Here is a 12,735-nt window from a genome sequence, read left to right as displayed (position 1 = left end):
ACGACATCCTCGCCAAAGTCCAACTCGTTCAAACCAACATCAAGAAACTCGTGGCAAACAACTCAAAGTAAACCGATCAGGATCACGAAACACTAGGCGGCACATGGTTGGTGGTCCCGCCTTGCGGTGGACAGTGTCGTCTGATGCGTGGGTTGTGCCCGATCGATCCTGACCCCTAGGCTGCCACCGTTCCACGAGGCACAGCAGCGGTCCGAATGAGGGATGGCCATGTCTCTGACCGACAGCATCAGTGGTGACCTGCAGGCGATCCACGCGGGTGTCGACGCAGCACAGCAGGAGGCCGCTGCGGTCGACCAAACTGTCGAGCAGATCGCGGCCCGGGCCGCCGCAGCAGGTTTCGTGGGCATCACGGTAGGGCTGGCTCGGGTACGCGAGGCGATCGGGCAGGCGCGTGCACAGCTGACGACGGTCTGCGGGGTCTCGCGAGAAGCTTCTCGCTCGATTGCCTCAGTGCCACAACAACCATCACCGCAGGAAACCATCGACGCGCTTAAGTCGGTGATGGCCGCCCTCTCTTCTGTCGACAACGAAATCACGGCGGCGGCAGCCAGGATCGAAGAAGCGCGGCAGCTCGCCATGACGGCGCTACAGGGAGGGCAGCCAGGCCCAACACTGGCCCGCCTGCAGCAGCTCAATCAGAGGCTCGCGGCTATCAGGGCCAGGGAAGGCGAAGCACGACACCATGCCGAAACGGCACTGACGCAAGCCCAGCAGGTCGGTGAGCTGGGAAATTGACTACGGGCGGCGGCATCAGCCGACCGCCCGCCACGCCCGACACCTCTACCAGCCCCACCCAAGCACCTACAGACTCAGAGCAGCTCCCCGGTTGGCTGACGGAAGCCGCACGCGACCTGCCTCGGCGACAAGCGAAGGACCCTACATCCGGCGTGGCATTGATCAACGGCGAGCGAATCCCGATGAAATCAGGCCGGGACCCGGCCGCCGCGGCCGACCTCAAACCGGCTTACAAACTCATTGCCACCACGACTGACCATCTTGAGGCCAAGCTCGCCGCCCGGATGCGCCGCGAACAGGTCACGCAGGCAGTCGTGCTGATCAACAACCCGCCGTGCGACTACGAACCCTACGGCTGCGAGAAGATCCTCTCTCGGCTGCTACCAATTGGTGCACAGCTGACCGTATATGTACGCGACGATGATGGGCAGGTACGTCTATGGCGCACCTACACCGGCAACGGAAAGGCCATTGCATGAAGGTGACGTGGGCATACGACCGAGGCGACCACCGCAACAACCACGAGGTCGACCTGACCGACCCCGCAGCCCTGGAGGCATTACTCCACGAAATCCATGAGGCTAGGGAGCCCGTCGCGGTCACCATCTTCAGCAAATCGGCCGACGATCCTGATGAACTGCCACCCGGCCTGCAGATCGGGCTCGGTCACCCCACCCACGCCTTCGCGGTACACATCGCCGACGACGGCGATTACCTCAGCGATCCGACAGCCCAGGCACCAAGCGAGGCAGTCAGCTTCGACGTTGGCGGCGTACCCACCGAATACCCCGCCGAGTATCTACGAATCCGGCCCGAAACAGCAATACGGGCAGCAGCCACCTTCCTCAAGACAGGCGGCCAGCCGCCTCACGTACCCGATGCGAGTGATCGGTAAAGCAGGGACACGACATCCTCGGCATGCTCTTCGAACGAGGAGCGGCGTGCCGGCGGCGATGACTTCCGTGGAACACGGCCTGCTGGTTAGCAAGGCAGTCGCGTCCTGCACTGACATGGCGACTCGGTTGATGGTGGCGGCGGCGGAGTCCTGGCAGGCGTAAGCCGTGGCGTGTGGATTCCCGGTTAGCGAAGTGAGCACGGCATGTTTCTGGTCAGCAGGTGAGATGGTAAGACCAGAGCCGTCCACCTCGATGAAGCCAGCCCGCTCGTCCAGTGGCGTTGGCGGCGGTCCGGGACCGTTCCGGGTCGTCGTCGGACGCATCATCGTCAACGTAGAGAATCACCTCCCGGGCATCGAGCCCGGCCAGCCGGTCCAGGGCGGTTTTGAGCAAGCACCGCCCGAGCCCCTCGCCCAGAAGGCTGGTTCCACCCCGAGCCACGACAGCACCCCGACCCTGTTGATTGGGTTGCCGATGGGTGGCGTGCGTATCTCCGATTGCTTGTGGCCAACCGTCCCGGTGTCCGGCACCGATGGGTGATGACCACATTGCGCATAGTGGCCACAATGCAACGGTGACATACAACGATCCGTATGGGCAGCAACCCCAGCCGCCGGTTTCTGGTCAGCCGATCAGCCCCAGCTACTACCCGCCACCTGGTCCGCCTCCGCCACCGTGGCCTGGTCCGCCGAAGCAGGACGACGGCAGAAAGTTCCTGAACATGTCCGGCGGCATTCTCATCTTGGTGATCTCCGCTGTAATCCTGGTGTGCTGCATTGGGCCGATTCTGTTCTGTGTCTTCGGCGGTTTCCTGGGCGCGGTCAGTGAGGCTGGTCGCCCTGATCCGACAGTGGTGATTACTTCATGCCAGGTCAGTGATGAAACGAAATCGGCAACGATCGAATACACGATCAAGAACAACTCGGATAGCCAGGACAGCTACAGCGTGAAGTTCGAGGTGGTCGACGCTGCCGGAGTCCAGGTTGGCACTGGGTTCGACTTTGTCAGCTCAGTTGGGCCGGGTACGACCGTGAAGGGTGACACGTTCGTGATTACGACTGGCCCTGGTGGATCTGGGGCGCAGTGCAAGGTGACATCAGTCGACTGATGGCTGTACGGGCAGGCGCCGTCGTTCGCCTGCCCGCGTCCCAGCCACCATCCGCCCGTTCCGCCATGGAACGTCAAAGCCGGGAGCGGCAACGCAACGGGAAGGTGACGTTCCTGTCGTCGGTCTGTCGTACGCAAAACGCCCCCGCACCGGCAGAACCGGAACGGGGGCGTTGCGAAGTCTGTCGTCAGTGTTGCTTGGTCAGCTCGACGAACGCCTGCCAGGCGGCCGGGCCGAAGGCGAGGGTGCCGCCGTCACGGTCCTTGGTGTCGCGGACCAAGACGACGCCGGGCAGGTTGTCGGCGACCTCGACACAGTTGCCGTCAGCATCGCTGCGGCTGCTCTTGTGCCACACCGCGCCAGTCAGGTCACGCATCGACGCCCTCCTTGATGATCATCGCGATCAGGTCGTCCGACTCATCCGGGCTGAGCGCCAGCGCGTCGAGCACCTGCCATGCCCTATCGTACGCCGCAATCTCGTCCGGACGGTCCAGGTAGAGCCCACCGGTCAGGCCATCGCTGTAGACCGTGGTCGGTTCCCCCCGACCGTTGGCCGTCGGGAATTCCAGGATCACGAACGCGCCGCCAGCCAACGCCCAGTGTGGTCCCACGGACAGCGGCAGCACCCGCACGCTGAGCCCCTTGCGGCGCACGTTGACCAGGTGTGCGAGCTGAGCCAGCCACCCGTCCCGGTCGCCGATCGGGCTGCGCAGCACCGCCTCGGAAATGATCACGTCCAGGGTGGGCGCAGCCGGTCGCCGCCGGGTGAGCAGCTTCTGCCGCTCCAGCCGGAGCGCCACCTTCTGCTCCACCACCGCGTCGGTGTTTCCAAATTTGCTGCGGAACACAGCAGCGGCGTACTCCCGCGTCTGCAACAGCCCCGGAATCAGCGCCGACTCATACGAGCGGATCGCCGACGCGGCGGCCTCCAGCCCCACGTACAGCTCGAACCAGGACGGGATGACGGCCCCGTACGCGTGCCACCAGCCCTTCGCCTTGGACTCCTTGGCCAGGCTGACCAGCACATCCCGTAGCTCGTCGGTGACCTCGTAGAGGCTGCACATCTGCTTCACGTCCAGGCTCCTGATCGACACCTGGCCGCCCTCGATCCGATACATCCGTGCTCTCGACCATTCGAGTTCGCTCGCTGCGGCCTCGATGCTGATCTGCGCCTCCTCCCGTGCCTGCCGTAGATGCCTACCCAACTGACGACGTGGGACTGATGATCCGTCGGCCATGGCCGCTCCCATCTCGGATTCATGTTTGCACACGTTTCGTTCGAGACACTCCTATCGTCTTGCATGCGCCGCTGTCAATATTTTCTTGCAAATCTCGCGCCTATTTATTGCAGTGGCAGACGTCCGCCGCAAAACTCGGATCCGGCAAGCGCGGTAGCCGCCAGGCCGCGACAAGGGAGCGCGCTTGCTCGGGGTCACCGAATTGCTTTCCCCGTAGCTACGCGGTGGCCCCGCCCTGCCTTCACCTCATTCGAAGGAGATCCACCATGGTCTACAGCGGCGATTACGAGCCAGTGCCGCCCACCCCCACCCCTCAGCCAGATCCCACGCCAGAATCCAAGCCAGAATCCGAGTCAGAATCCGAGCCCGATTCGGAGACGACGTCCGACGCGAACACACCGACCAACAACGTGCACCCCACGTTGATCGAGCGTGGCCGTTTCAACCGGCGGCTCATCTGATGTGGGCCCGGCTTGGACGCCGTCGACGTCTTCACCCACTCCGGCGGAACGGAGGGCACCAGTGACCGCCCTGCCTCCCATCCCCGCCGGTACCCGGCTCTATCTACACCCCGACGACTGGTACCACCCGAACGGCAACGACCCCACCTACTTCAGATACGTAATCGTGTCGGTAGCCCACACCGACACCGCCACCGCGACAGAAACCTCCGTGTGGATAGTCGGACACGAACTGAAATGCACCAGCCCGGACACCGAAAACCACACCCCGTGCGTCGAGATACGGGTAAAACGAGACGCAATCACACGCTCGATCAGGGCAGCCACGAAATGAAACCGACCTTCGTGCAGGTGTTCAGCCAACCCCCACACGAGGCGGAAAAGCTACGCCGAGAGCTGACCCAACTGGTCCAACGCGGCGACACGATCGTCGTACCGCAGGGGCAGTACCGCGACACCGGCCCCGACTACGACCACCCGCCCAGGGTCCTACGTCTACGGGTACACGACACCGGATCGATCACCGTCATCGACGGGGAAATCATGGCCCTGGTGGGCGGCTGGGACGACGAACCACCGCCCTACCCGTCCGGCCCACGGCTGTACTACGTCTCCATGACTGCCCTGAGAACGGACGGCACCGTAACCAGACCACCGACAACCACACCCACGACCCCGTGAACAGCCACACGGCCGCCACACCCGGGTCCGGCCCGTACGTCGCACTGCCGCTCCCTGACCAGCCCCTACCTACACGGCCGCGCTCGTACGGACGGAGGTCGGCGTCCTACTGGAAGAGGAGCCGGACGTCATACCGTGGCCGGAGCGGCAGGGGTGCCCGTTCCGGATACGGTCGGTTCATGCACAGTCCCGAGCCTGCTGCCCTCGCCCTACGCGGATTGGTCAAGCGTTTCGACACCAAGGTCGCCGTGTCCGGTGTCGACCTCGACGTCCCGGCCGGTTCGTTCTACGGCCTGCTCGGCCCCAACGGCGCCGGCAAGACCACCACGCTCTCCATGGCGGTGGGGCTTCTCCGCCCGGATGCCGGTGGTGCCTGGGTGCTCGGTCACGACGTGTGGGCCAATCCGGTGCAGGCAAAACAGCTGCTCGGCGTGATGCCGGACGGCGTACGGCTCTTCGACCGGCTCAGTGGGGCGGAGCTGCTGGCGTACCACGGTCTGCTCCGGGGCATGGACCCGGCGGTGGTCGACCAGCGGGCCCGGGAACTGCTCGACGTACTCGCCCTGGCGGACGCGGGACGGACCCTGGTGGTGGACTACTCCGCCGGAATGAAGAAGAAGATCGGCCTGGCCTGCGCCCTGCTGCACAGTCCCCGGCTCCTGGTGCTCGACGAGCCGTTCGAGGCGGTCGACCCGGTCTCCGCCGCGCTGATCCGCGACATCCTGCACCGGTACGTCACCGGCGGCGGCACCGTGATCTTCTCCAGCCACGTGATGGAGGTGGTCGAGCGGCTCTGTAGCCACATCGCGATCCTGGCCGACGGCACCATCAAGCGGGTCGGCACGCTCGACGAGGTGCGCGGCGGACGCTCGCTGGAGGAGACCTTCGTCGAGGTGGTCGGTGGCCGTACCGCCACCGGCGAGGAGTTGGCGTGGCTGTGAGCACCACCACTACGCCGGCGAACCACCAGGTCATTGCGGTACGACCGGTCCGCGCCCGACACTTCGTACGCCTCAAGCTGCGGATCCTGGGCAACAACTTCCGCGGCCAGGGCTGGCGGATCGCGCTGTTCATCCTCGGCGCGTTCTTCGGCCTCTGGTTCGCCGGGATGGGCTTCCTGCTCTTCGCCCTCCCAGGTCTGGCCGACAATCCGGACGTGGCGATGACCGTCGCCGGCTTCGGCGGCGGCCTGCTGGTCCTCGGTTGGTTGTTCCTGCCGCTGGTGTTCTTCGGCGTCGACGAGTCGCTCGACCCGGCCCGCTTCGCGCTGCTGCCACTACACCGACGCACGCTGGTGACCGGCCTGTTCGCCGCCGCGCTGATCGGCATCCCGGCGATCGCCACACTGATCGCCACCCTCGGCCTGGTGGTCACGGCTGGCGTGTTGGGTGGCTGGTCGGCCGCCGTGGTCGCCGTGTTCGGCACCATCACCGGGTTCCTCATCTGTGTCGCGGTGAGCCGGGCCATGACCAGCGCGTTCGCCACCATGCTGCGATCCCGTCGGGTACGGGACCTGGCGGCGGTCCTGCTGGCGGTGCTGGCCGCGCTGATCGGCCCGGTACAGATCGCGCTCACCAGCACCGCTGGCCGGGCCGACCTGGACAGTCTGCCGGCGGTGGCGCGGATCGTCGGCTGGACGCCGCTGGCCGCGCCGTACACGGCCGGCATCGACGTCGCCGAGGGCCGGACCTGGGCCGCACTGGTCAAGCTGCTGATCGCGGTGGCAACCATCGTGGCGCTGCTCTGGTGGTGGTCCCGGTCACTGGAGTCGGCAATGGTGGGGGCGGCCAGCGCCGGTCCGGCCGCCACCGGCAAGCCCCTGCCCGGCGGTGCCGTGGCGCAGCTCTTTCCCCGGTTCCTGTTCTGGACCAGGCGGGACCGGTACGGGGCACTGGTGGCCCGGGAGGCCCGGTACTGGTGGCGGGACGCCCGTCGCCGCTCGAACCTGATCACCATCGCCGTGGTCGGTGTCTTCGTACCGGTGATGGTCAACGTGGGCAGCCAGGGCATGGTCGAAGGGGCCGACTTCGACGCCTCACCGACGATGCTCAGCCTGTCGATGCTCTTCGTCGGCACGCTCGCGGCGATCACACTGGCCAACCAGTTCGGCTTCGACGGCAGCGCCTACGCGGCCAACGTGATCGCCGGGGTGTCCGGGCGGATGGAACTACGCGCCCGGGTGGTCGCCTTCTCCCTCTACATCGTGCCGCTGCTGGTCGTGATCTCCGTCGTCCTGCCGTTCTTCCTGCGGGAACCGGGCTGGTTCGGCGTCGCCGCCGGCACCCTGTTCGCCTCGTACGGGGCCGGGTTGGCGGTCACCGTCTACACGTCGATCCTCGGGGCGTACGCCCTGCCGGAGACGAGCAACCCATTCGCCATCAACACCGGTGCCGGGATCACGAAGAGTCTGCTGAGCTTCGTGGCGATGCTGGCCTCTGCCGTACTCGGCATCCCGGCCGTGATAGCGACCGCCCTGCTCGGTGACGTCTGGTTGTGGCTGGCCCTGCCGGTCGGGCTGGCGTACGGCGTCGGCGCAGCGCTGCTCGGGACCTATCTCGCCGGGGACGTGCTCGACCGTCGGATGCCCGAGTTGCTGAGCACGGTCACCCCGCGCCGTTGACGGGTCGGTGACGACGGCCGAGCAGGTCAGGCATTCTGCGGCTTGCCGTCGTCACCGACAATGGGCCGATGCCTGTCGTCGAAGCGGTGACCACCGTTCCGGTCCCCCCGGATCTGGCCTTCGCCGTTTCCCAGACCACCGCGCCGGTCCGGTACCGGTGGGATCCGTTCGTCCGCAAGCAGCACTTCGTCGATGGCGCGACCCGCCCCGGCAAGGGAGTACGCACCTTCACCCGCTCCCGGCACGGGCTGGGCATGGTCAGCGAGTACGTCTCCTTCGCGCCACCGAGCCACGTCGGCATGAAGATGGTGCACGGTCCCTGGTTCTTCGAGATGTTCGCCGGTGGCTGGCGGTTCGCGCCCGCCACCGAACCAGGGCACACCATCGCCACCTGGCGGTACAGCTTCCGCTGCCGGCCGGGGTTCATCCGGCCGATCGCCGACCGGATCGGGGTCTGGCTGCTGCGCCGGGACATCCGGCGCCGGATCGCCGGTTACGCCGGGGGCTGCACCGACCCGGTGGTGCTCGACGCCGCCCGGCAGACGCTCGGCCACGCACCGTCCGAGGTCGACGCCGCCCGGCAGACGCTCGGCCACGCACCGTCCGAGGTCGACGCCGCCCGGCAGACGCTCGGCGACCCGCCGTCCGACGAAACCTGACCCGCTCCTCGTCCGCGCCGCGCTCAGCAGCGTGGACACAGCGCTCGCAACGGGCCTCCGCCCTGCTCACGGCGGGGCGGGCGGGACAGAATGTTTCACGTGAATCCAGAACCGGGTGCCCAGATCCACCACACCGACCCGTTCGCCACGCCCGTCGACGAGCGTTCCCCCGTACGTCGACTGCGGGGGCGGCTGGCCTCGACGGTGACCCTCTGGACGGCTCCGGGACCGGCCGGGCTGACCGTCTCGTCGACCCTCGTCGCAGACGGCGAACCCGCCCGACTGCTCGGCCTGATCGACGAGGAGTCGGACCTGTGGGCGGCGGCTTCGGCCACCGGCCGGTTTGCGGTCACCACACTGCATCCCGGACACCGGCAACTCGCCGACCGGTTCGCCGGCCTGTTCCCCGCGCCGGGCGGGCTGTTCGCGACGGGCGACTGGACCGAAACGCCGTACGGGCCGGTTCCCGCCGACGGGGGCGGCTGGGCGGGCTGCCGGCTGGACGGTGCCCGGGAGTACGGCTGGGCGCTGCTGGTCGAGGCCACCATCGAGGTGGTCGAGTTGTCCGGCGACACCGCGCCGCTGCTGCACCACCGAGGGCGCTACCGGGAGCTGGCCGGCTGAACCACCGACCACTGGGCGACGTGACCTGGGTCACTTAGCGCACGTGGCGGCCCGTTCGGCGCAGCCACCGACCAGGGCTCGGATCACCCTTCCGGGGAGCCGGCACGAATTCCTACCGTGCGCGAAACTCCCCACACCTGTGAAGGTGGTGATTCGCGCATGTCGACGGACACTCCTACGCCGGCCACCGTCACGACGGACCGGTACGTGGCCGTACAACGGACCGACGAGTTCGTCGGGTTACGCAAGGCCCTGCGTCGCTTCGTGTTCCCGATGACCGTGGCGTTCTTCCTCTGGTACGCGCTGTACGTGATCCTGTCCGCGTACGCACGCGGCTTCATGGGCGCCAAGCTGGTCGGCAACATCAACGTCGCGCTCGTCTTCGGGCTGCTCCAGTTCGTCTCCACGTTCCTGATCGCCTGGCTCTACTCGCGGTACGCCGACCGCCGGCTCGACCCGGTCGCGGACCGGATCCGGGCGGAACTGGAAGACGGGGAGGAGTCACGATGAACGGCATTCTGGCTGCGACGGCCAACAACGGCACCGCCCGTACCCTGACCATCGTCCTGTTCCTGGTCCTGGTGGCGGTGACCCTGGGCATCACGGTCTGGGCCAGCAGACAGACCCGGACGGCCAACGACTTCTACGCCGGTGGCCGGTCCTTCTCGGGCTTCCAGAACGGTCTGGCCATCGGTGGCGACTACATGTCGGCGGCCTCGTTCCTGGGCATCGCCGGTCTGATCGCGCTGTACGGCTACGACGGCTTCCTCTACTCGATCGGCTTCCTGGTGGCCTGGCTGGTCGCCCTGCTGCTGGTGGCGGAACTGCTGCGCAACTCGGGCCGCTACACGATGGCCGACGTGCTGGCGTTCCGGATGCGGCAGAAGCCGGTGCGTACCGCCGCCGCCGTCTCCACCATCACCGTCTCGATCTTCTATCTGCTGGCGCAGATGGTCGGCGCGGGCGCGTTGGTGGCGTTGCTGCTGGGCATCCGGCCCGGCACCACGTTCCTCGGCATGGGTGCGGAAACCGCAAAGGTCGCCACGATCATCCTGGTCGGCGCTCTGATGATCATTTACGTCACGGTGGGCGGCATGAAGGGCACCACCTACGTACAGATCATCAAGGCCGTGCTGCTGATGGGCGGCACCCTGGTGATGACGCTGATGGTGCTGGCGCACTACAAGTTCAACCTGTCCGCCCTGCTCGGCGACGCTGCTGCGGCCTCCGGAAAGCCGGACGACTTCCTCGAACCCGGGCTGCGGTACGGCGTCGAGGTGGCCGGCAACGCCACCCAGACGTTCTACAACAAGGTCGACCTGTTGTCGCTCGGCATCGCGTTGGTGCTCGGTACGGCCGGCCTGCCGCACATCCTGATCCGCTTCTACACCGTGCCGACCGCCAAGGCGGCCCGCAAGAGCGTGCTGTGGGCGATCGGCATCATCGGCACCTTCTACCTGTTCACCCTGGCCCTGGGCTTCGGCGCGGCGGCCCTGGTCGGCAGCACGGCCATCACCGAGCAGGACAAGGCCGGCAACACCGCAGCCCCACAGTTGGCCCAGGCACTCGGCATTGACTTCCTCGGTGGCGAGATCGGTGGTGCGGCGCTGCTGGCGATCATCGCGGCCGTGGCCTTCGCCACCATCCTGGCCGTGGTCGCCGGCCTCACCCTGGCCTCCTCGTCCAGCCTGGCCCACGACTTCTACGCGAACGTGATCAAGGGTGGGCAGGCCTCGGAACGGCAGGAGGTGAACGTCGCCCGGATCTCGGCATTCGTGATCGGCGCGATCTCCATCGTGCTGTCGATCTACGCGCAGAGCCTCAACGTGGCGTTCCTGGTGGCGCTGGCCTTCGCGGTGGCTGCCTCCGGGAACCTTCCGGCGATCATCTACAGCCTGTTCTGGAAGCGGTTCAACACCTCCGGCGCGGTTTGGGCCATCTATGGCGGCCTGATCTCCGCCGTATTCCTGGTGTTCTTCTCGCCGGTGGTCTCCGGAGCTCCCACCTCGATGTTCCCGGACTCGGACTGGCACTGGTTCCCGCTGTCCAACCCGGGCATCATCTCGATCCCGTTCGGCTTCCTCTGCGGCTGGATCGGCACCCTGATCTCGAAGGAGACCGACGAACAGAAGTACGCCGAGTTGGAGGTGCGTGCCCTGACCGGTGCCGGCGCACACTGACCTGTCATCCGGCGGCCGGTATGGGGCCGCCAGAGTGCCGGGTACGGGTGGTGGTCCCGTTTCCCCCGTACCCGGCACCACCATCCCCACCCGGCACGACCGGTGCCACCATCCGACCGTCCGTTTGCTGATGCTCCGGCCCAGGCCCGGCCGGAGATCAGCAAACTGAGTAGGCTGACGGGCATGGTGGTAGCGCAGCGCTTCGGGCAAGGTCATCGCATCCTCGTCACCGGAGGCGCCGGTTTCGTCCCCTCTCACCTGATCGATGTGCTCATCGACCGGGGGTGCACGGTCGTCGCCGTCGACAACTTCGTGACCGGTTCGAAGGACAACGTCGCCCACCTGGCCGACCACGAGCGGTTCACCTTGGTGGAGGCGGACGTCTCCGACGGACTGCCGAACCACCACCCGGCCATCGCCGAGCGGTTCGACGCGATCCTGCACCTGGCCTCCCCGGCCAGTCCCAAGGACTTCGCCACGCTGCCGATCGAGATCCTCCGGGTCGGTTCGCTGGCCACCCTGCACCTGCTGGACCGTGCCGTCGCCGACGGTGCCCGGTTCCTGCTGGCCTCCACCTCCGAGGCGTACGGCGACCCGAAGATCCACCCGCAGGTCGAGACGTACTGGGGCAACGTCAACCCGATCGGCATCCGCAGCGTCTACGACGAGGCGAAGCGCTTCTCCGAGGCCGCCACCATGGCGTACCACCGCTACCGCGGCCTCGATGCCGGCATCGTCCGGATCTTCAACACCTACGGTCCGCGGATGCGTCCGGACGACGGCCGGGCCATCCCGACCTTCATCACCCAGGCGCTACGTGGCGAGCCGATCACCGTGCACGGAACCGGCGCACAGACCCGTTCCATCTGCTATGTCGACGACCTGGTCCGCGGCATCCTGCTGTTGCTCGATTCGACCGAGACCGGACCGATCAACTGTGGCACCGAGCACGAGTTGTCGATGCGTGAACTGGCCGAGTTGATCGTGTCGTTGACCGGCAGCAGCTCCGAGGTGACGTATCTCACCCGTACCGCCGACGACCCGGAGATGCGCCGCCCGGACCTGACCCTGGCCCAGGAGCGGCTCGGCTACACGCCCACGGTGGGCCCGGAAGAGGGACTTCGCCGCACAATCGAGCATTTCAGCCAGCGATTGAGCTGAAAGCGCCGCCGACGCAGCGGCCCGGCTGACGGTACGCAGGGCGTCGAACCGACGGCTTCGGACTCTCCCGGGCTCGACACCAGCCGATCGGGAATGGGCTGTTGTTGGCCACGCTACGTACCCTGAATGGCATGTCAGCGTCGATGCCTGCCGGCTCTCTGCCTGCCAACGCCTACCACCGGGGGTCCGCCACCCCCTCGGGACGCGCCTCCGTGCCTGGGCCCGGCACGGTGGACGGCGGACGGATATCCGGCCGGGCCAGCGTCTCGGGCGCCCCCCGCCAGCACGACCCGATCGGCCGCACCTACGGCGGCGGACCCGGTGGCCCCAGCGGCCCCGGGGGTCCCGGTC

At 66.9% G+C, this 12,735-nt stretch carries 14 protein-coding genes and 2 pseudogenes; 14 read left to right on the top strand and 2 right to left on the bottom strand.

Features of this window, described 5'->3' with window-relative positions; genetic code table 11:
• Nucleotides 1–228: 228 nt before the first annotated feature.
• The 4 genes from ACFQ4H_RS33745 to ACFQ4H_RS33730 all read left to right on the top strand — a co-directional run bounded on the left by ACFQ4H_RS33745 (nucleotide 229) and on the right by ACFQ4H_RS33730 (nucleotide 2,760).
• The gene (locus tag ACFQ4H_RS33745) at nucleotides 229–756 is read left to right on the top strand and encodes a DUF6244 family protein (protein WP_377579150.1); all 528 of its coding nucleotides are present in this window, start codon (nucleotides 229–231) and stop codon (nucleotides 754–756) included.
• Nucleotides 753–1,235: a DddA-like double-stranded DNA deaminase toxin gene (locus ACFQ4H_RS33740; protein WP_377579148.1), complete on the top strand. Its 483-nt coding sequence runs from the start codon at nucleotides 753–755 to the stop codon at nucleotides 1,233–1,235. The genes ACFQ4H_RS33745 and ACFQ4H_RS33740 overlap by 4 nt, the downstream gene beginning before the upstream one ends.
• Complete coding sequence (locus ACFQ4H_RS33735; protein WP_377579146.1) at nucleotides 1,232–1,651, top strand: Imm1 family immunity protein; 420 nt, start codon at nucleotides 1,232–1,234, stop codon at nucleotides 1,649–1,651. Before ACFQ4H_RS33740 ends, ACFQ4H_RS33735 begins: the two co-directional genes overlap by 4 nt.
• A gap of 575 nt (nucleotides 1,652–2,226) precedes the next feature.
• On the top strand, nucleotides 2,227–2,760 hold the full coding sequence (locus tag ACFQ4H_RS33730; protein WP_377579144.1) for an FxLYD domain-containing protein: 534 nt from the start codon (nucleotides 2,227–2,229) through the stop codon (nucleotides 2,758–2,760).
• 187 nt (nucleotides 2,761–2,947) lie between these two features.
• On the opposite strand, the gene ACFQ4H_RS33725 is transcribed toward ACFQ4H_RS33730, so the two are convergent.
• Together ACFQ4H_RS33725 and ACFQ4H_RS33720 are read right to left on the bottom strand one after the other, a co-directional pair.
• Entirely contained in the window at nucleotides 2,948–3,127 is a 180-nt protein-coding gene (locus ACFQ4H_RS33725; RefSeq protein ID WP_377579154.1) for a DUF397 domain-containing protein, read from the bottom strand.
• A gap of 1 nt (nucleotide 3,128) precedes the next feature.
• Nucleotides 3,129–3,998 carry a helix-turn-helix domain-containing protein gene (locus ACFQ4H_RS33720; RefSeq protein WP_377579142.1) on the bottom strand — a complete coding sequence of 290 codons (870 nt, stop codon included), beginning with the start codon at nucleotides 3,996–3,998 and terminating at the stop codon, nucleotides 3,129–3,131.
• A gap of 266 nt (nucleotides 3,999–4,264) precedes the next feature.
• Here ACFQ4H_RS33720 and ACFQ4H_RS33715 point away from each other — a divergent pair, with 266 nt between their 5' ends.
• The 10 genes and pseudogenes from ACFQ4H_RS33715 to ACFQ4H_RS33670 all read left to right on the top strand — a co-directional run.
• Nucleotides 4,265–4,459, top strand: a complete 195-nt coding sequence (locus tag ACFQ4H_RS33715; protein ID WP_377579140.1) for a hypothetical protein — start codon at nucleotides 4,265–4,267, stop codon at nucleotides 4,457–4,459.
• Between the two features lie 330 nt (nucleotides 4,460–4,789).
• Nucleotides 4,790–5,140, top strand: a complete 351-nt coding sequence (locus tag ACFQ4H_RS33710) for a hypothetical protein (protein ID WP_377579138.1) — start codon at nucleotides 4,790–4,792, stop codon at nucleotides 5,138–5,140.
• 179 nt (nucleotides 5,141–5,319) lie between these two features.
• Nucleotides 5,320–6,081, top strand: coding sequence for an ABC transporter ATP-binding protein (locus tag ACFQ4H_RS33705; protein ID WP_377579136.1), 762 nt, complete (start codon nucleotides 5,320–5,322; stop codon nucleotides 6,079–6,081).
• A complete protein-coding gene (locus tag ACFQ4H_RS33700) occupies nucleotides 6,078–7,760 on the top strand; it encodes an ABC transporter permease (RefSeq protein ID WP_377579152.1) in 1,683 nt (560 codons plus the stop codon). The genes ACFQ4H_RS33705 and ACFQ4H_RS33700 overlap by 4 nt, the downstream gene beginning before the upstream one ends.
• Nucleotides 7,761–7,828: 68 nt before the next feature.
• Nucleotides 7,829–8,419 carry an SRPBCC family protein gene (locus ACFQ4H_RS33695; protein WP_377579134.1) on the top strand — a complete coding sequence of 197 codons (591 nt, stop codon included), beginning with the start codon at nucleotides 7,829–7,831 and terminating at the stop codon, nucleotides 8,417–8,419.
• A 72-nt stretch (nucleotides 8,420–8,491) separates the two neighbouring features.
• A pseudogene (locus ACFQ4H_RS33690) lies at nucleotides 8,492–9,043 on the top strand (flavin reductase family protein); the annotation flags it as partial.
• Nucleotides 9,044–9,202: 159 nt separating this feature from the next.
• Nucleotides 9,203–9,553 (top strand): DUF485 domain-containing protein, encoded by a 351-nt coding sequence (locus ACFQ4H_RS33685; RefSeq protein ID WP_377579132.1) that lies wholly within the window; start codon nucleotides 9,203–9,205, stop codon nucleotides 9,551–9,553.
• The gene (locus ACFQ4H_RS33680) at nucleotides 9,550–11,223 is read left to right on the top strand and encodes a solute symporter family protein (RefSeq protein ID WP_377579130.1); all 1,674 of its coding nucleotides are present in this window, start codon (nucleotides 9,550–9,552) and stop codon (nucleotides 11,221–11,223) included. The genes ACFQ4H_RS33685 and ACFQ4H_RS33680 overlap by 4 nt, the downstream gene beginning before the upstream one ends.
• 183 nt (nucleotides 11,224–11,406) lie before the next feature.
• Nucleotides 11,407–12,384, top strand: a complete 978-nt coding sequence (locus tag ACFQ4H_RS33675; protein WP_377579128.1) for an NAD-dependent epimerase/dehydratase family protein — start codon at nucleotides 11,407–11,409, stop codon at nucleotides 12,382–12,384.
• A 131-nt stretch (nucleotides 12,385–12,515) separates the two neighbouring features.
• Nucleotides 12,516–12,735: pseudogene (locus ACFQ4H_RS33670) on the top strand (LCP family glycopolymer transferase); the annotation flags it as partial.

Origin of the sequence: Micromonospora sonneratiae, from assembly GCF_042679305.1 — a bacterium.
Taxonomy (GTDB): Bacteria; Actinomycetota; Actinomycetes; order Mycobacteriales; family Micromonosporaceae; genus Micromonospora_H; species Micromonospora_H sonneratiae.
The sequence above is the reverse complement of the archived record's forward strand: the minus strand, read 5'-3'. Positions and strand labels throughout refer to the sequence as shown.

What these genes read in the sequence shown, in the direction of transcription:
- ACFQ4H_RS33745 (WP_377579150.1), top strand. Translation starts at nt 229, where the DNA reads ATGTCTCTGACCGACAGCATCAGTGGTGACCTGCAGGCGATCCACGCG.
- ACFQ4H_RS33735 (WP_377579146.1), top strand. Translation starts at nt 1,232, where the DNA reads ATGAAGGTGACGTGGGCATACGACCGAGGCGACCACCGCAACAACCAC.
- ACFQ4H_RS33720 (WP_377579142.1), bottom strand. Translation starts at nt 3,998, where the DNA reads ATGGCCGACGGATCATCAGTCCCACGTCGTCAGTTGGGTAGGCATCTA.
- ACFQ4H_RS33715 (WP_377579140.1), top strand. Translation starts at nt 4,265, where the DNA reads ATGGTCTACAGCGGCGATTACGAGCCAGTGCCGCCCACCCCCACCCCT.
- ACFQ4H_RS33710 (WP_377579138.1), top strand. Translation starts at nt 4,790, where the DNA reads ATGAAACCGACCTTCGTGCAGGTGTTCAGCCAACCCCCACACGAGGCG.
- ACFQ4H_RS33705 (WP_377579136.1), top strand. Translation starts at nt 5,320, where the DNA reads ATGCACAGTCCCGAGCCTGCTGCCCTCGCCCTACGCGGATTGGTCAAG.
- ACFQ4H_RS33695 (WP_377579134.1), top strand. Translation starts at nt 7,829, where the DNA reads ATGCCTGTCGTCGAAGCGGTGACCACCGTTCCGGTCCCCCCGGATCTG.
- ACFQ4H_RS33685 (WP_377579132.1), top strand. Translation starts at nt 9,203, where the DNA reads ATGTCGACGGACACTCCTACGCCGGCCACCGTCACGACGGACCGGTAC.
- ACFQ4H_RS33680 (WP_377579130.1), top strand. Translation starts at nt 9,550, where the DNA reads ATGAACGGCATTCTGGCTGCGACGGCCAACAACGGCACCGCCCGTACC.
- ACFQ4H_RS33675 (WP_377579128.1), top strand. Translation starts at nt 11,407, where the DNA reads ATGGTGGTAGCGCAGCGCTTCGGGCAAGGTCATCGCATCCTCGTCACC.